Annotated in this window: 28 protein-coding genes and 1 pseudogene; all 29 read left to right on the top strand. The window is 44.1% G+C overall.

Annotated elements, in window-relative coordinates; translation table 11 throughout:
• The 29 genes and pseudogenes from PAV_RS28440 (at position 1) to PAV_RS28570 (ending at position 14,156) form a co-directional block, all read left to right on the top strand.
• Positions 1 to 396, top strand: coding sequence for a hypothetical protein (locus PAV_RS28440; RefSeq protein ID WP_005551790.1), 396 nt, complete (start codon positions 1 to 3; stop codon positions 394 to 396).
• Complete coding sequence (locus PAV_RS33935; RefSeq protein ID WP_005551792.1) at positions 389 to 1,186, top strand: DnaD domain-containing protein; 798 nt, start codon at positions 389 to 391, stop codon at positions 1,184 to 1,186. The genes PAV_RS28440 and PAV_RS33935 overlap by 8 nt, the downstream gene beginning before the upstream one ends.
• Complete coding sequence (locus tag PAV_RS28450) at positions 1,086 to 1,892, top strand: ATP-binding protein (protein WP_081505853.1); 807 nt, start codon at positions 1,086 to 1,088, stop codon at positions 1,890 to 1,892. Before PAV_RS33935 ends, PAV_RS28450 begins: the two co-directional genes overlap by 101 nt.
• A 122-nt stretch (positions 1,893 to 2,014) precedes the next feature.
• Entirely contained in the window at positions 2,015 to 2,167 is a 153-nt protein-coding gene (locus PAV_RS35405) for a hypothetical protein (RefSeq protein WP_005551793.1), read from the top strand.
• Entirely contained in the window at positions 2,164 to 2,307 is a 144-nt protein-coding gene (locus tag PAV_RS35410; protein WP_005551794.1) for a hypothetical protein, read from the top strand. Before PAV_RS35405 ends, PAV_RS35410 begins: the two co-directional genes overlap by 4 nt.
• 290 nt (positions 2,308 to 2,597) lie before the next feature.
• The gene (locus PAV_RS28460; RefSeq protein WP_005551796.1) at positions 2,598 to 3,113 is read left to right on the top strand and encodes a crossover junction endodeoxyribonuclease RuvC; all 516 of its coding nucleotides are present in this window, start codon (positions 2,598 to 2,600) and stop codon (positions 3,111 to 3,113) included.
• A 73-nt stretch (positions 3,114 to 3,186) separates the two neighbouring features.
• Positions 3,187 to 3,525 carry an ArpU family phage packaging/lysis transcriptional regulator gene (locus tag PAV_RS28465; protein ID WP_005551798.1) on the top strand — a complete coding sequence of 113 codons (339 nt, stop codon included), beginning with the start codon at positions 3,187 to 3,189 and terminating at the stop codon, positions 3,523 to 3,525.
• Positions 3,522 to 3,899: a nucleoside triphosphate pyrophosphohydrolase family protein gene (locus tag PAV_RS28470; RefSeq protein WP_005551800.1), complete on the top strand. Its 378-nt coding sequence runs from the start codon at positions 3,522 to 3,524 to the stop codon at positions 3,897 to 3,899. The genes PAV_RS28465 and PAV_RS28470 overlap by 4 nt, the downstream gene beginning before the upstream one ends.
• A 14-nt stretch (positions 3,900 to 3,913) precedes the next feature.
• Positions 3,914 to 4,468, top strand: a complete 555-nt coding sequence (locus tag PAV_RS28475) for a hypothetical protein (protein WP_005551802.1) — start codon at positions 3,914 to 3,916, stop codon at positions 4,466 to 4,468.
• A gap of 59 nt (positions 4,469 to 4,527) precedes the next feature.
• Positions 4,528 to 5,133: pseudogene (locus PAV_RS36640) on the top strand (DNA cytosine methyltransferase); the annotation flags it as partial.
• A gap of 276 nt (positions 5,134 to 5,409) precedes the next feature.
• Entirely contained in the window at positions 5,410 to 5,613 is a 204-nt protein-coding gene (locus PAV_RS36645) for a hypothetical protein (protein WP_238555948.1), read from the top strand.
• Complete coding sequence (locus tag PAV_RS28485; RefSeq protein WP_005551805.1) at positions 5,610 to 5,813, top strand: hypothetical protein; 204 nt, start codon at positions 5,610 to 5,612, stop codon at positions 5,811 to 5,813. Before PAV_RS36645 ends, PAV_RS28485 begins: the two co-directional genes overlap by 4 nt.
• Entirely contained in the window at positions 5,810 to 6,115 is a 306-nt protein-coding gene (locus PAV_RS28490) for a VVA0879 family protein (RefSeq protein WP_005551383.1), read from the top strand. The genes PAV_RS28485 and PAV_RS28490 overlap by 4 nt, the downstream gene beginning before the upstream one ends.
• A gap of 32 nt (positions 6,116 to 6,147) precedes the next feature.
• The gene (locus tag PAV_RS28495; RefSeq protein ID WP_005551808.1) at positions 6,148 to 6,375 is read left to right on the top strand and encodes a hypothetical protein; all 228 of its coding nucleotides are present in this window, start codon (positions 6,148 to 6,150) and stop codon (positions 6,373 to 6,375) included.
• The gene (locus tag PAV_RS28500; protein WP_005551809.1) at positions 6,368 to 6,565 is read left to right on the top strand and encodes a hypothetical protein; all 198 of its coding nucleotides are present in this window, start codon (positions 6,368 to 6,370) and stop codon (positions 6,563 to 6,565) included. The genes PAV_RS28495 and PAV_RS28500 overlap by 8 nt, the downstream gene beginning before the upstream one ends.
• Before the next feature lie 312 nt (positions 6,566 to 6,877).
• Positions 6,878 to 7,021, top strand: coding sequence for a hypothetical protein (locus tag PAV_RS35415; protein ID WP_005551811.1), 144 nt, complete (start codon positions 6,878 to 6,880; stop codon positions 7,019 to 7,021).
• A complete protein-coding gene (locus PAV_RS28510) occupies positions 7,018 to 7,422 on the top strand; it encodes a hypothetical protein (protein ID WP_005551813.1) in 405 nt (134 codons plus the stop codon). Before PAV_RS35415 ends, PAV_RS28510 begins: the two co-directional genes overlap by 4 nt.
• On the top strand, positions 7,419 to 7,691 hold the full coding sequence (locus PAV_RS28515; protein WP_005551815.1) for a hypothetical protein: 273 nt from the start codon (positions 7,419 to 7,421) through the stop codon (positions 7,689 to 7,691). Before PAV_RS28510 ends, PAV_RS28515 begins: the two co-directional genes overlap by 4 nt.
• Positions 7,684 to 8,067: a hypothetical protein gene (locus PAV_RS28520; RefSeq protein ID WP_005551817.1), complete on the top strand. Its 384-nt coding sequence runs from the start codon at positions 7,684 to 7,686 to the stop codon at positions 8,065 to 8,067. Before PAV_RS28515 ends, PAV_RS28520 begins: the two co-directional genes overlap by 8 nt.
• Before the next feature lie 3 nt (positions 8,068 to 8,070).
• Positions 8,071 to 8,559 (top strand): YopX family protein, encoded by a 489-nt coding sequence (locus tag PAV_RS32865; RefSeq protein WP_005551819.1) that lies wholly within the window; start codon positions 8,071 to 8,073, stop codon positions 8,557 to 8,559.
• Positions 8,560 to 8,604: 45 nt separating this feature from the next.
• Entirely contained in the window at positions 8,605 to 9,009 is a 405-nt protein-coding gene (locus PAV_RS28530) for a hypothetical protein (protein WP_005551820.1), read from the top strand.
• A 137-nt stretch (positions 9,010 to 9,146) separates the two neighbouring features.
• Positions 9,147 to 9,386: a hypothetical protein gene (locus PAV_RS28535; RefSeq protein WP_005551821.1), complete on the top strand. Its 240-nt coding sequence runs from the start codon at positions 9,147 to 9,149 to the stop codon at positions 9,384 to 9,386.
• The gene (locus PAV_RS28540) at positions 9,374 to 9,976 is read left to right on the top strand and encodes a sigma factor-like helix-turn-helix DNA-binding protein (protein ID WP_005551822.1); all 603 of its coding nucleotides are present in this window, start codon (positions 9,374 to 9,376) and stop codon (positions 9,974 to 9,976) included. Before PAV_RS28535 ends, PAV_RS28540 begins: the two co-directional genes overlap by 13 nt.
• Before the next feature lie 90 nt (positions 9,977 to 10,066).
• Complete coding sequence (locus tag PAV_RS28545; RefSeq protein WP_005551823.1) at positions 10,067 to 10,756, top strand: hypothetical protein; 690 nt, start codon at positions 10,067 to 10,069, stop codon at positions 10,754 to 10,756.
• Positions 10,757 to 10,955: 199 nt separating this feature from the next.
• Entirely contained in the window at positions 10,956 to 11,417 is a 462-nt protein-coding gene (locus tag PAV_RS28550) for a hypothetical protein (protein ID WP_005551824.1), read from the top strand.
• A 120-nt stretch (positions 11,418 to 11,537) separates the two neighbouring features.
• Positions 11,538 to 11,759 carry a hypothetical protein gene (locus PAV_RS28555; RefSeq protein WP_005551827.1) on the top strand — a complete coding sequence of 74 codons (222 nt, stop codon included), beginning with the start codon at positions 11,538 to 11,540 and terminating at the stop codon, positions 11,757 to 11,759.
• A gap of 48 nt (positions 11,760 to 11,807) precedes the next feature.
• Positions 11,808 to 12,392, top strand: a complete 585-nt coding sequence (locus PAV_RS28560; RefSeq protein ID WP_005551828.1) for a terminase small subunit — start codon at positions 11,808 to 11,810, stop codon at positions 12,390 to 12,392.
• Complete coding sequence (gene terL / locus PAV_RS28565; RefSeq protein ID WP_005551830.1) at positions 12,355 to 13,896, top strand: phage terminase large subunit; 1,542 nt, start codon at positions 12,355 to 12,357, stop codon at positions 13,894 to 13,896. Before PAV_RS28560 ends, terL begins: the two co-directional genes overlap by 38 nt.
• Before the next feature lie 8 nt (positions 13,897 to 13,904).
• Complete coding sequence (locus PAV_RS28570) at positions 13,905 to 14,156, top strand: hypothetical protein (RefSeq protein ID WP_005551832.1); 252 nt, start codon at positions 13,905 to 13,907, stop codon at positions 14,154 to 14,156.
• Positions 14,157 to 14,159 lie beyond the last annotated feature (3 nt).

Here is a 14,159-nt window from a genome sequence, read left to right on the forward strand (position 1 = left end):
ATGACACTACCATTTAATCCGGTACCGAAACCGGGCAAGAGTAAGCGAATGAAGCTAACGCAAAAGCAGATGGGCGATATAAGCCCGTCTGTGGATGCGGAGCTAAAGGAACGGAGCAATGGCATATGTGAGATGTGTGGCAAGGCGCGGGCGGTTGAAAGAGCACACCTTACTGGCCGCAAGCAATTAGACTGGAAGACAAAAGTCACGGATCTATTACATCTTTGCATGAAATGTCACGACTGGTTGGATGAAACACCAGAGGGGATAAGATTCCGAAAATTGATAGCACGAGTGATAAATACAGCGCTTTCCACCGAATACCGTAACATTCCGGGAAATTCCGGGAACATCTCAGAAACTACTAGAAGTGAAAGGAGTGTTGACGATGGCTGAAAAGCGCATGCTTTCGAAAGTCATATCTATTTCGGAAAAAGTGAATGAGCTGCCCGACGTATTCGACATGCTGCTTTTCACATGGATGATTCCTCATACAGATGACTTTGGGCGTATGGTTGGTTCTCCAGCCAAGGTGAAAGCACTTGTAGTTCCTTTACAAAGCAAGGATATCAGTGAAATAAAGGCGTCATTAAGCCGTTTACACGATGCCGAATTGATTGCGTGGTATGAGGTTGACGGGGAAAGATTCATTCAGATTTTGAACTTTGATAAGCATCAACAAGGTCTTCATAAGCGAACAAAATCAAAATTTCCTGAGTACATTCCAGACAATTCCGGGAAATTCCCAGGGATTCCCTCTGAACAGAACAGAACTGAACAGAAGAGAACTGAAGAGAACAGAACTGAAGAGAACAGAACTGAACTAGAACAGATTTTTGATAGTCGTAGTCCTGAAAATATTCAAGACAACCCATTCAGATTATTTGAGTCTGAAGGATTCGGTATGTTGAGTTCATTCCTTTCAGAACGAATCAAAGATATGGAGGATGTATACGGCAGCCGTTGGGTATGTGAGGCCATGAAGAAAGCAGTTGTGAAGGGAAAGCGGAATCTTGGATACGTGGAAGGCATTTTAAAGAACTGGAAAGCAAACGGAATAGATGAACCTTGGAAGGAGGAGCATCATGCAGAAGGCAATCAAAGCGCTGGATCTGGAAGAGCTAAAACGACGAGCAGCAGCAGCGAGAGCGAATTCGCGTTCCTCGATAAGCCGGGTAGAAGCTAAATATGAATGCCCTAAGTGTAAAGACTTACGAGGATTTTTCAAAAAGGTACCTCAACGGCACGGCGATATAGAATACTTTGTTGATCTTTGGGTTGATTGTGAATGCGAGAAGAGGCGAAACCTTGAACGGCTATTCAAAGCCTCTGCTATTACCGAGGAGTTCCGTAAGAAGACATTTGATAGCTTTGATCTGAACGTATCGGAAATCGTAAGAGAGGCATATGCAGTTGCTTGTGAGTATGTAAGGGACTTCGACAACATCAAAGACCAACGGCAAAACAGCATAGCACTCCTAGGGCGTCCGGGCAGTGGCAAGACGACACTTCTTATGGCAGCAGCGAACGAGCTCCTACAACGAGGTATAGAGGTTCTCTACTTCCCGTGGGTGGAAGGGTTCAACGAGTTAAAGAACGATTTAGGGGCACTAGATGAGCGTATAGGGCGACTTCAGCGAGCAAAGGTGTTATTCCTTGACGATGTTTTCAAGGGACGAACTGAGCCTACACCGTTTCAACTGGAACAGCTTTTCGCCATTGTGAACTATAGGTATCTTGAAAATCTGCCACTCATGATTAGCTCAGAACGTAGCTTTGCACAGATGTGCGGAATTGATGAGGCAATCGGCAGCCGACTACGAGAAATGGCAAAGGGACATACGGTGACACTGGCAGGAGGAATGGAACTCAACTACAGATTGAGGGGATAGCGATGTGTGAAGTATGCGAAGGAACCGGAGTAATGTATTGGTTAGTTAAAGGCGGTATAAAAACTGGTCCATGTCCATGCTGCAACAATCCAGAAGTGGACGACCATCCGGGGGCGAGATAAATGGAAGACGCAGTTCGAAAGCCTAGTGAAGTTACAAAACGGCAGATGACCGATGAAGAACGGGCAAGGATGGAAAAGATCGGGCCCTATCGGAACTACTTCGGAAAAACAAGTAAATTCGTCATTCCAGGAGCAAGGGAGATGAGGGGATGAACTTTACAGCAGCTACAACATTGCAATTATGTGGAGTTGTAATGGACGAGAATGCGGGCGAGGAAGATAAACAGCAAGCAGTACAAGAGTTATGGAACCGCATCGGAAAAGAAAAGAACGGACAAGAGCAGCATGGGTAAAGAAACACAGCTTCAGGAGATTTGGGAGAGCTGGGACTATCACCTTCGAGAAGCGTTCGAAAGGACCGACAGCATAGCGCGCAAGATGTTTGCGGAAGCTTCCCTGTTCAGCGTTCCAAGGGAAAAAGCAAGAAGCTTTCTTCAAAGCGAAGACGGCGGAACTGTTGGCAGATATAGCGCGTCAGACGAACGGAACATAGGTAGATTTCGATCAGCAGGAATTATTAGGGTGTTTGGTCGTCTGAAAAAATAGAACCTCTTAAAATCAAAAATAGAAGGGGATAGCCAAAATGAGAATTGTAGGAATTGACCCGTCCACTAAGACAGGTATTTGCATCATGGATCAGTTCGGAAACTTGATTGACGCTTTCGAAGTCACTGGGGAAGGTAAAGACCCTAAACGCATGTCTGACATCATTGGGACAACGTCAGAAACACTCGAAGACGGCGATCTGGTAGGTATAGAGGGATTCGGATTCTCATCACAATCAGGATTCATACTGGGGGGTATTGGCTGGGGAATCCGAATGGAAATGTACTTGAGGGGGATTAAGTACATGGAGATAGCCCCTTCTCAACTCAAGAAATTCGCTACAGGCAAAGGAAACGCGAAAAAGGATGAGCTTGCAGTTCACATATTCAAGCATTGGGGATTTGAACACCATAGCGACAACGTAAGAGATGCGTATGTGTTAGCTCAAGTAATGCGAGCCATACGGATGGGAAGTGCAACTACGAAATATCAACGAGAAGTCATAGACGCAATCTTAGCACCGAAACCGGAGAAAAAGAAAAAACGGGCATAAACCAGTATGAGCATTACTGGCGCGGAACTTCGTATGCCATAAACCGAACATATGTACGTGAAAAGGTGGTTTTATGACCAATAAAGAGGTCAAAACAGCAATAGAACAAGTCTTTATCAGATACCGAAAATTCAACATTTTAAACAAGCTCAATCTACCAGAAGTACCAGCAGAAGCACTGATATGCCTCTCGATAGATGACATTGTTTCTGGATTGGATCCAATTGAAAAACAAATCATTCAAGAACGGTACATGAAGCAAGACAGGATATCAGATATGCAAGTTTACACATTCAAGCTTGATCCGCCAGTTAGTGCGGTGACATATGCAAAGATTCGGAGTTCAGCATTTGAAAAACTACTTCTAGCCTTTTCAGAGCTAGGACTATACCAGGGAGGAACTAACCAATGAAAACAATTAACGAATTAGTCAAGGAATCACACATGAACGCAGTATCAAAGGGCTGGTGGGAAGAAGAACGGAGCTTCGGTGAAATTATCGCATTGATTCATTCGGAAGCGTCTGAGGCGCTGGAGGATTACCGGAACAGAAAGAAACCAACTGAGGCATGGTACGAGAAGGAAGTAGACGGCGAAAAGATCGTTGCGGATCGCCAAAGAACACCAGAGTGGAAGCCTTGCGGTATACCATCGGAATTCGCGGACGTTGTTATTAGGGTCTTTGATGCTTGCGGACGGTACGGCATCGACTTGGAACGAGCAATAGCAGAAAAGATGGCATACAACGCAACACGGCCACAGCGTCACGGCGGGAAAGTACTGTGAGGGAGGGAACGGACATGTCAATAAATACAAAGAAGCTATGTCAATTAATCAAATATGCAGCAAGTAGAACCTTGATATGGAGCAAGATTGAAGAAGGTCACACGATAACCGATCGGCATTTCATGGTTACGTTCACAGAAGTCCCTCGGGATGTGATGTCTGTGTTACTCGGGATATTTTTGAGGATACCAGAAGACGGGCAATCGTTGAAAATAATGGGCGGAGAACTACAAGATGATTTCTCGCTACTGAATCATGAAGGTTTAGCAAAGTACAAGGATGCAAATGTTGAGGGGCAAGTAACTCCTTACTTAAAAGACATTGATGGTGTGAAGGCAAGGGTACTGCAAATTGGCGATAGATTTGCATTAGTAAACGACCGATTCATGGGGCTTACGACAGATAAAGTCGTGAGAGGATATGAGTCACCTTTCATGCCAATTTATCTGTCTGGCGGCGCTATTCTCGTCCTTCCGTTCAGATTTTCCACAGGGGAAGCAACGCAAAGCGAATTACTTAAAATCACTACTCATTTTGAATACAGCATCCTAAGGGAGGGAATAGAGTGAACAAGCTGAGCCTATTCTCAGGTATTGGAGGAATAGACCTTGCGGCGGAATGGGCAGGCATGAACACAGTCGCATTTTGCGAAAGGGAGCCGTTCCCGCAGCGAGTGTTACGCAAACACTGGCCTAATGTCCCAATATATGACGATGTGTGTGAACTCACTAGGGAGGTTTTAGAACGGGATGGAATCATCACAAACGATAGAGCAATTGACATTATTTCAGCCGGATACCCTTGCCAGCCTTTCAGTAATGCCGGGAAGCGAAGAGGCACGGAAGATGACCGCCACCTCTGGCCAGAAGTTGCTAGACTCCTATCGGAGATCAGACCCCGTTGGTTCCTTGGTGAAAATGTTGCTGGGCACATCACTTTGGGGCTCGACGATGTGCTTTCTGACTTGGAAAGCCTCGGTTACGCAGCGCAAGCAATTGTTATTCCGGCTTGTGCCGTCGGCGCCCCGCACAGAAGAGATAGAGTCTTCATTCTGGGCTACACCGACAGCATCGGAGACTACAGCAAGGGAAAATATCGAACTGACCGAAACGGGAAGAAGAAAGTGTTCGAACGGAAGCAGTCACAGTTTGAATCTAGCAACAATGGTGAAGATGTGGCCAACTCCACAAGCGAGAGATTTTCGAAGCGGAGACAACCCGGATTCACCTCGTCAAGAACGGAAACAGAATCAAGGATGGAGTCAGAACCTCAACGATGCAGTGAAACTTTGGCCGACACCGACTGCAAGCCAAGACTGGAAACCGATCAGACCTCTAGCTCCATCCGAAGCGAACGGGACACATGGAACAATGTTAGTCGGAGCTGTGGGGAATCAACACCCGGAAAAAGTAGGTGGTCAACTGAACCCGGACTGGGTGGAATGCCTTATGAATTTTCCAATTGGTTGGACGGACGTGGATTTAACCCATTAGATGCACTGGTGAAATGGATGGAAGAGTATCCACAGCCTGCGCCTATGGGACAGCCGCAACACGACTGGGAGCCGCCCCGAGTAGCAACCGGTGTCAAGGATCGAGTAGGGCGGTTGAAGGCGCTGGGGAATGCGGTTGATCCGGCACAGATATTCCCTGTTTTGTACGCAATCAAAGCAATAGATGACTATATGGGCAAAGCCCAAGGGGAGAGAACATGAACCAAATAACGTTACTGGAAAGAAGGTTGGCAGCGGCAGAACGGAAAACGGAACAGGCAGCGGAAGCACGGCGGAATCTTGGGCTAGGTGCTTCCCGTGCAAGGGTAACAACGGCTAACGCTAGATGGTCAGCGGCTGCCGAGGAACGGGATAGAGTTATGGAGCAGTTACAAAAGGCGAGGGAGAGTGTAGAACGATGATCAAACAAGCTTTGCAAGAGTGGAGAGAGGAAGCAAAACAACGCTTCGGTGAAGATGGGAGCAAGTGGAGGTTTAAATGCTCATCGTGCGGACATGTACAGTGCGGACAAGACTTTATAGACAAGTGTGGGATGGAACTAGCAAAAGCAAAAAGCTCAGTTTACCAGGAGTGTATTGGACGGCATGCAGATGGTGCTGGTTGTAATTGGGCAGCATACGGATTCTTGGGGACGGCTGGAAAAGGACGTGTTGTCATTACGCCAAATGGTGATGAAGTAGAAGTTTTCGACTTTGCAGATTAAGGGCCTTCGGGCCCTCTATGGGAGGTAAAGGGATGAATACAGGGTTGATAAACATAACGGCGATGATAAAAGACGGAGGCCACCGGAACCTAATGATTAAACCGGACATGCTCGGAAAGTTGGCAGAATCTATTCACAACAAAGGATTCGAATATGTTCAACTCCTTGCTGAAGATATTGTGGTGGTCGGATTCATGGTGACCGGTTCACAGACAGGCGAACGGATAATCATACTTGGGGATGGTGAACAGAATGAATAAGCTAACGGATGAAGCCAGAAGAGAATGGGGAAAGAATCTCATTTTGCTGCAATCTACTTGTGGAAATGTTGAAGTTTCCGTTGATTCAGATGATTTATGTGATCTTATTGAATCCGAAAAGGCAGGATGGGAGGAAGCCGACAAATGGCTCGCGGAAGCTATAGCAATGCCCAACACCAGATGCATATGACGCAGCGTGTAAGGCGCTACGGAAGCATAGAGAGGACAATGTAAAGCTTCGGGAAGAAGTAGAACGGCTGAAAGAAGAGTACGCAGCAGAAAGAGCTTCGCATAACGAACATGTGGCGGAGTTACTAAAAGTCGAAGGGCAGCTCCAAGACGCTCTCACTGTCATATCTAATGCTCTTACGGACGTTATGGATATATTAGCTGTCTCAGAAATGGAACGCCGAAACATGGAGTTGTGCCCACAATGCAATATGTTGAGCTTGCACGATGAGTTGCAAGCAGCTATTGACCGCATACAGGAGGGGAGAACGGAATGAGTGACTATTATTTGAGTGGAGAAGTTGAAAAATGTTCGTCATGCAATGGAAGAGGATACACATCTTCGGAGAACCATCCTGATTGTCCAGTGTGCAGCGGCGCAGGTTATGTTGAGGTCAAGGAGGGGAAGCAATCATGAGAATAGATGAACATGGAACGGTTTGTACAAGTGGAGACGAGATGGAAGAGTTCATGGAATGGGCTAATGAACAACCGGATTTTGGTGAAATGACCTTCAAGGAAGCAGTTAAACGGTACATTTCTTACCAATCAGAGGAGGAAAAAACGGTGGTCAACCTTAGATTTTGTTTCTGGATAAGTCCGGAAGCTGAAATGGCTCATGATGAAGACGGGAATCCAGCAGAATGTTATTCACAGATAAAGCTTGGAGGTTGCAAAAATCCTCCTGATGACATGAGAGCAGAACATAAACGGCTTGCAGTATCATTGGCAAAACAGCTTCGCATCGATCCTGAATGGGTGATTCCGATCACTGAAGAAGAATACGATCATGAGAATGGGGAGGAAACAGAGTCATGACATATCAGGTGGGTGACAGCATCGATTTAATCAGAGCCTTAATACAATTCGAAGGTAATTACACGTTTGCTATGACCACAAGAAACTATGACCGATTAGGGGGAGTTTGCTTTAGTGGCAATCATAACGTAACTCGAAACAGTGTGAATTTTGTATTGGATAAAGAAATGGTCGAATCGTTAAAAGCGGCAAAATCCATCGAAGAAGTGATTGAAATTTACAGGGAGATAGGTTTCTTCGCTGAGTCAGGAGGTACAGGGGATGAGTAGACAATGGTATGACAATGAATTTACGAGAAACTTCGTTGACTTGGTATTCAAAAAGTCCCCGGAGGCATTCATCAATAGCAGCCATGAATTAATTATCGAGCCAGAATACAACATTTACTTGGGATTAAATCGGATTGAATCTGAGCTTGATTTGAAGATGAAGGTTTTATCATGGTTATCAAGACCAAGCTGCAAAGGCGTAAGTAAGAAGGTTAAGTTGCTAATACGTGGAGTGGTAAATGACTCTTTGTGTACTGACTTTTCAGAGGATGAGATGAGAGAAATATACACGTATCTAGGTAATGACTGTAATCGAAACATGAGTATCAAGTTCATCGAATCAGGCTTTGACATTTCAGTTCTGGGGAGGGCATAGGGGATGAGTAGACCAACTAAGTTCCAAGCATATGACACTGAATTGAATGTAATGATCACATGGGAAGAAATCATTGAATTAGATGACTTAGGTCACAAGCCGTTTGTGGCAATGTTAAGTGAACCAGATAAATACAAGGTACGCCAATTCACAGGCCTCCACGACCGCAACGGGCAGGAGATATATGAAGGTGACATAATAGAGTATTATTACGTTCTGCCGAAATATAAGGAATACTTTATAGATAACAAACGTCACCGCGAATTTATAGGAAGAGAATTGAAGCGTATTGCCAAAGTAGTGATCTATAAATTAGGAATGTTTTGTGTTGATAGCGGAGATTCTTTTTTACATCCTACACCTTTGGATCTACTCGTTAATAAGCATTTTTATGATAGTGATGAAGCTAGGGATTACATCTTCGATTGTGTTCAAGATGGAGTTTCGTCGCGATCTGAATTGGAGTGGATATTAAAGGGTGTAAAAATATAGGTAACAAATACGAGAATCCAGAGCTGCTGAAAGGAGATAGTAAGGATGCCTGAAACAACACAGCAGCCGACAAGAGACTGGGAAGATGATTGGAATATATGCAAGCAAGCTTCAGAAGGGCCGTGGAAATGGGAAGACGGGAACAAAGAGTATAGCGAGTATGGAAAGATAACAGATTCTGATGGGTTCAGTGTGTGCTGGTTTGGAAACTACACGACTTATTATCCTATTGCGGGAGAAGAACCGGAAGAAAAAGATATACAATTCATGACCAACTCCCGTGTAGCACTCCCTTATTGGCTACAGCAGTACCAGAAGAAAGATGAAATGTACAAAGAGCTGGCGAGGTTCATAGCAAAGAAAAATTGTGATTACTATTCACTCAAGTTCAAATTTCTGCGGATGCGCAAAGAGTGTGAGGCTGAAAAGCAAAGAGCAGATGAAGCCTAAAAGCGCTTATCCGTACTCAAGAAATCAATTAGTTCTTGGCGAGAGACATATATTGCTGACGGACACAAAGCAGAATTAGAACTTACAAATGACATTCTGAAGATCATCGAGATGCTAGAAGTAATCGGGGTGGAGTGATGAAAGTAACCGCTAAGACACATTGGGTATGGACAGAACGGGCGGCAGAAACATGGGACAACCGGTATAAAGGGCAGCAGCGAATTGCAGGGAAACCGATCAAAGGCGAGGCGGAAGAGTCCACAGAAGTAGAACCTGCTTGGCTGCTACGTGGTTATGTCATAGATGCATCGGAATATGTACAGGAAGGCCAACTATCTCTATTTGAGATTTGTGGTGATCACCAATGGAGGATTTGATACCAGAATACAAGGATACACGCAAGGCGCTGCAGCGGAAACGCGAGGAATTGAAACGGCTGCGGGATTCCAAGAAGGAAGAACGGACAAAGCTCATGGCAAAAGTGACTTTGCCGACTACCTTCCAAGCAGAACGGGATGACTTAGAGGCAGCTATCGTGGCTCTTGAATCTGAAATGAAGACATATGGAGAAATGATATCAGATTCCGAGTTCATTCTAGAATGGCTGGAGACGGGACGCAGACCTGGTAATAAGCGAGGTATTGAGCGCAGGGCAGCATATCAACGCGAGAAACCCATTGATCCTGTTCATCTCCAAGCATATATAGCTAAGACATCATCTGGAGGAGCCGTGCAAGTAGATCGGTTAAGCGAAAGGGAAAGAGAACGAATAGAATTTGCTTTAGGCGAGCTTTCTCTGAGGGAAAGGGAATGTTATGAGATGGTCATTGGTGGAGGCTTATCCTACGGTGAAACGGCGGAGATTACTGGATTAAGCAAGAGTTCTATTCAGTGGTTTGTGGACGAGGCTAAAAAGAAACTCCATCATCATAGTAGGCAGGTAGATTTATTTGATCTTATCACTTAAGACGGGGATGCCCGTCTTTTTTTGTATGCCATTCGAACTAGATATTGTGTATAATTATGGATATTCATATAATAAAACGGGGGTACTGACATGGATTGGAGACACAGAGACTGGCTGTGGGTGATGGTATGTATTTCATTAACATTTGGAGCTGCACATGCTAATGATATTCAAGTAATGAATTTAATATCCTATGGCGCAACCTTCGTATCGATATCACTAGCATTTGTAGCGATATACATATCAGTCAGAGAAGCGACGAAGGCAGATAATTTGAAAGGCGATCTAAGTATGATATTAGGCGAACTTAAAGAAAAAGTTGGACAAGTTGACAACAAACTTAGTTTCATAGATCCTGACACGGTTGCCGCAACCATAGTAAAGAGGCCTCTTGACGAGTTCCATGAAGATCTGATAGAAAAAATAGAATCTGTAACATCAGTCTCGCGTGAAGAAACTGTAAGAATAGCTGAAGAAGAGACCAAAAAGTTATACAAAAAACTAAAAGACGATTTAGTGCAAGAAATAATCAAAGCTAATAACAAACCGCTATTCAAAAGCACGGAAGCGCCTTTTAACAGGATTATTAGCGACCGCGATCCGTTGCAAATAGCGTATCGAAATTCTGCATTAGATGCATTAGATGATATACGGATAGATCGTAGGGAAGATCGTAGAATAATTGTTTCAAGTAGTGAAAAAAATAACCCCATACGAAAGCCACCTATATATAAGACGATAAAAAGCGCGGTTAACAACTCCGGGTACGGACGCAAATAAGCGATATACCGTACACTTCCGGTGGAAACCGCGCAGCGTCTACTTAACTTGTTATTTATAACCTTCCTCCATAGCCGCTCCTTAGGGGGCGGTACTTTTATTAAGATTAATAGAAAAAGAGATACATCTTAAGTTAAATAATGGTATTATATAGGAGAGAGTTGGAAAATAACTCTACTACATATGAAGGTGGGATACTATGAAAAAGTTTGTATCAACGCTTCTAGTATTCGCATTAATGTCGGTGTTCTCGATGAGTGCATTTGCTATGCCGGGTATGGGGGATACAATGGAAAAGGCTATTAAAATTGAGCCTGGTATCAAATTTAATGGTGTAATCCAAGATTCTACGGATTATGATTGGTTCGAATGGGAAAATAATACATCAAAGAATAGATTCTTCTCTTTTGAAATTAAGTCACCATCAGCAGAAAATAATCTGCAGTTAGGAGTGCAATTTTATCACCGATCCGGACACGGACGACTATCTAGTCCGTTGTTTGCAGAAAAGGTGGGACGTCTCCATCGGATAGTTAATATTTTCGTTCCTGCATATTATGGGAAGATATACCTATTTGTAAAATCGACTGGAAATAAACCTGAACCTTACGAAATAAACCAATTTGCAATAGGATATGAAAGACCAGGTGATGAAAAATAGAATCGAAATGAGTCGCTGAAAGTCAGCGGCTTTTTTTCATAGGAGGAAATACCTTCATTAGAGTCGAAGTATGACAACAATAGATTATAATCGAATTATAAGTCTATAGGAGGTGGGTGTATGGGTAAGTTAACGGATCTAGATAAAGCAATATTTAATTACAAGCGCGAATACAGAAGAGAACCGGAAAAAGTTAATGTAAGTATTAAATGCTTCAATGAAATGATGAGAGAACCGGAAGCACGCCAAGCAGTGAAATTATCACATGATGGAAGCTTAACAATAATGGGTATACCAAGTGAAAAGAAACCAAAACAAACAGAAGATTACATATTCGAATAGTCGCCCACATGGGTGGCTTTTTTATTTTATATAAAGGAGATGATACACATGGCATTGACACCGAAACAAGAAACATTTGTGGCAGAATATCTAATCGATCTCAATGCCACACAAGCAGCGATTAGGGCAGGATACAGCGCCCGTACAGCTCGTAAGATAGGACAAGAGAACCTAACAAAACCAGACATACAGAAGGCCATACAGGATGCTATGGACGCGCGTTCCCAACGGACTAAGATAACAGCCGACCGTGTGTTAGAAGAGTATGCAAAGATAGGTTTCGCGGACATTAAGGATTATCTATCATTCAGGACAGAAAAGACGGTTGTAGGATATCATGAAGGACAACCAGTGATCGATTACGCGGATGTCATAGAAATGAAGCCCAGTGACGAAATAGATGGAGCTGCAGTGGCTGAGATAAGGCACACAAAGGAAGGCATAGCATTCAAGTTACATGACAAAAAAATCGCGTTAGACTCAATAGCTCGCCACCTTGGCATGTTTAATAAGGATGCATTGACCGTAAATGGGACAATGAGCCATGAGCATAAGCACGACTTGAAGAAACTCAGCAAAGAGGAGTTGGCGAACCTTGAGCACATCATTACAAAAGCTGCCGACACTGACTGAGGTAAGACAAGCGCGGGCATATGTTGATTTCTCATATTTTATCGATTATGACAGTGAGTTCAGAGATCGAGAAGGAAAGCATCTGGACGTGTTGGACGATGCATTAATGAAAGTGTCATCTGGAGAGCTAAAACGCCTTATAGTTACAATGCCGCCACGACACGGGAAATCGGAGCGTGTATCAAAGAAGTTTCCATCCTGGCATGTAGGAAGAAATCCAAATGATGAAATCATAGTAGCCTCTTACTCTTTAGACCTGAGTAGGGGCTTTTCTCGTATTGCAAGGGATACGCTTTCTAGCCATGAAGAAGTGTTTGGCGTTCAAATAGATCCTAAGAATCAATCATCTGAATCGTGGACAATTGACGGCTGCCGTGGCGGTGTAAATGCCGCTGGTGTCGGCGGTGCGATTACAGGTAAGGGCGCTAGAATAGCAATAATCGATGACCCTGTTAAAAATGCGGAGGAAGCAAATTCAGAGGTTATCAGGGCTAAGATATGGGACTGGTATACATCCACTCTCTATACCCGGTTAACGCCAGATGGCCGTATTATTGTCGTTATGACACGTTGGCATGAGGATGACTTGGTTGGGCGGCTGCTCAAGAAAGAGGCGGAAGAGATAAAGGCAGGTACCCATGAAGGTGAGACGTGGACGGTAATCAACTTTCCTGCTATTGCCGAGGATAACGACTATTTGGGTAGAAAGGTAGGAGAGCCATTGTGGCCAGAATACGGATTTGATTTAAAACGGATGATGCAGATTAAATCAGATGTAGGCTCATATGTGTTCAATGCCTTGTACCAGCAAAGACCGAGCGCAGCTAAAGGTACTATCTTTAAACGTGAACACTTCAACTATTACCGTGAAGAGATTATCCATAATGCCCAATACTTCGTGCTTGGTAATGGCAAGAGATACGCAAAGCAAGATTGTTGGTGCTTCCAAACGGTGGATACAGCGAATAGTGTTAAAACGATTAATGACTATTTTGTTGTAACAACAATATGGGTTACGCCTGAACATGATTTGCTTGTTGATGACGTATTCCGGACACATATTGAAGGTCCAGAGCAAAAGAAATTGCTCAAACAAATGGAACAGCGCTATAGAGTTAAGTTCCAAGCAATAGAGGACAAGACATTCGGTACCAACCTTATACAAGAGTGTAAGCGCGACGGCATGACAATCCTTCCTGTGAAGGTAGACAAGGATAAGGTAACGAGGGCATTGCCGATGGCTGCGCGGTATGAAGTGGGAAAGGTATTCCATCGAGAAGGCACGCTATGGTTGGATGATTTCGAAGCAGAGTTAATGTCATTCCCGCGTGGTAGTAATGACGACCAAGTAGATACCTTGAGTATGGCAGGTGAGATTGTCCACACAATCAGCTTAGGACAAGAAGAAGCATGGTCAGCTACGCCAGAAGCATTGCCTGATAGACGGCGTGACTTTGAAGACGATGACGATGACGATATACCAAGTGTACAAGGATTCTGGTGAGGTGAGATATGGGAACGCTCGTAAGGTTTAAAACAGATCAGGATCATGTTGTAGAGGCATTGGAAGACTTATTGCAGCGTGCAAGAGATGGGCAGATAAAAGGATTTGTATTTGCTGCCGATCTTGATGATGGGAACGTAGCGACAGCGTGGTCAAACAGGGAATTAATGCAGCGCGCTTATCTAGTGACACATTTGCAGGCTGACATAACATATGGAGTCATAGAAGCAAATATAGACCGCTTGATTGAATACGTGTGAGGT

The organism is Paenibacillus alvei DSM 29, assembly GCF_000293805.1.
Lineage (GTDB): Bacteria > Bacillota > Bacilli > Paenibacillales > Paenibacillaceae > Paenibacillus_B > Paenibacillus_B alvei.

What these genes read in the sequence shown, in the direction of transcription:
- PAV_RS28440 (WP_005551790.1), top strand. Translation starts at nt 1, where the DNA reads ATGACACTACCATTTAATCCGGTACCGAAACCGGGCAAGAGTAAGCGA.
- PAV_RS33935 (WP_005551792.1), top strand. Translation starts at nt 389, where the DNA reads ATGGCTGAAAAGCGCATGCTTTCGAAAGTCATATCTATTTCGGAAAAA.
- PAV_RS28450 (WP_081505853.1), top strand. Translation starts at nt 1,086, where the DNA reads ATGCAGAAGGCAATCAAAGCGCTGGATCTGGAAGAGCTAAAACGACGA.
- PAV_RS35405 (WP_005551793.1), top strand. Translation starts at nt 2,015, where the DNA reads ATGGAAGACGCAGTTCGAAAGCCTAGTGAAGTTACAAAACGGCAGATG.
- PAV_RS35410 (WP_005551794.1), top strand. Translation starts at nt 2,164, where the DNA reads ATGAACTTTACAGCAGCTACAACATTGCAATTATGTGGAGTTGTAATG.
- PAV_RS28460 (WP_005551796.1), top strand. Translation starts at nt 2,598, where the DNA reads ATGAGAATTGTAGGAATTGACCCGTCCACTAAGACAGGTATTTGCATC.
- PAV_RS28465 (WP_005551798.1), top strand. Translation starts at nt 3,187, where the DNA reads ATGACCAATAAAGAGGTCAAAACAGCAATAGAACAAGTCTTTATCAGA.
- PAV_RS28470 (WP_005551800.1), top strand. Translation starts at nt 3,522, where the DNA reads ATGAAAACAATTAACGAATTAGTCAAGGAATCACACATGAACGCAGTA.
- PAV_RS28475 (WP_005551802.1), top strand. Translation starts at nt 3,914, where the DNA reads ATGTCAATAAATACAAAGAAGCTATGTCAATTAATCAAATATGCAGCA.
- PAV_RS36645 (WP_238555948.1), top strand. Translation starts at nt 5,410, where the DNA reads ATGGAAGAGTATCCACAGCCTGCGCCTATGGGACAGCCGCAACACGAC.
- PAV_RS28485 (WP_005551805.1), top strand. Translation starts at nt 5,610, where the DNA reads ATGAACCAAATAACGTTACTGGAAAGAAGGTTGGCAGCGGCAGAACGG.
- PAV_RS28490 (WP_005551383.1), top strand. Translation starts at nt 5,810, where the DNA reads ATGATCAAACAAGCTTTGCAAGAGTGGAGAGAGGAAGCAAAACAACGC.
- PAV_RS28495 (WP_005551808.1), top strand. Translation starts at nt 6,148, where the DNA reads ATGAATACAGGGTTGATAAACATAACGGCGATGATAAAAGACGGAGGC.
- PAV_RS28500 (WP_005551809.1), top strand. Translation starts at nt 6,368, where the DNA reads ATGAATAAGCTAACGGATGAAGCCAGAAGAGAATGGGGAAAGAATCTC.
- PAV_RS35415 (WP_005551811.1), top strand. Translation starts at nt 6,878, where the DNA reads ATGAGTGACTATTATTTGAGTGGAGAAGTTGAAAAATGTTCGTCATGC.
- PAV_RS28510 (WP_005551813.1), top strand. Translation starts at nt 7,018, where the DNA reads ATGAGAATAGATGAACATGGAACGGTTTGTACAAGTGGAGACGAGATG.
- PAV_RS28515 (WP_005551815.1), top strand. Translation starts at nt 7,419, where the DNA reads ATGACATATCAGGTGGGTGACAGCATCGATTTAATCAGAGCCTTAATA.
- PAV_RS28520 (WP_005551817.1), top strand. Translation starts at nt 7,684, where the DNA reads ATGAGTAGACAATGGTATGACAATGAATTTACGAGAAACTTCGTTGAC.
- PAV_RS32865 (WP_005551819.1), top strand. Translation starts at nt 8,071, where the DNA reads ATGAGTAGACCAACTAAGTTCCAAGCATATGACACTGAATTGAATGTA.
- PAV_RS28530 (WP_005551820.1), top strand. Translation starts at nt 8,605, where the DNA reads ATGCCTGAAACAACACAGCAGCCGACAAGAGACTGGGAAGATGATTGG.
- PAV_RS28535 (WP_005551821.1), top strand. Translation starts at nt 9,147, where the DNA reads ATGAAAGTAACCGCTAAGACACATTGGGTATGGACAGAACGGGCGGCA.
- PAV_RS28540 (WP_005551822.1), top strand. Translation starts at nt 9,374, where the DNA reads ATGGAGGATTTGATACCAGAATACAAGGATACACGCAAGGCGCTGCAG.
- PAV_RS28545 (WP_005551823.1), top strand. Translation starts at nt 10,067, where the DNA reads ATGGATTGGAGACACAGAGACTGGCTGTGGGTGATGGTATGTATTTCA.
- PAV_RS28550 (WP_005551824.1), top strand. Translation starts at nt 10,956, where the DNA reads ATGAAAAAGTTTGTATCAACGCTTCTAGTATTCGCATTAATGTCGGTG.
- PAV_RS28555 (WP_005551827.1), top strand. Translation starts at nt 11,538, where the DNA reads ATGGGTAAGTTAACGGATCTAGATAAAGCAATATTTAATTACAAGCGC.
- PAV_RS28560 (WP_005551828.1), top strand. Translation starts at nt 11,808, where the DNA reads ATGGCATTGACACCGAAACAAGAAACATTTGTGGCAGAATATCTAATC.
- PAV_RS28570 (WP_005551832.1), top strand. Translation starts at nt 13,905, where the DNA reads ATGGGAACGCTCGTAAGGTTTAAAACAGATCAGGATCATGTTGTAGAG.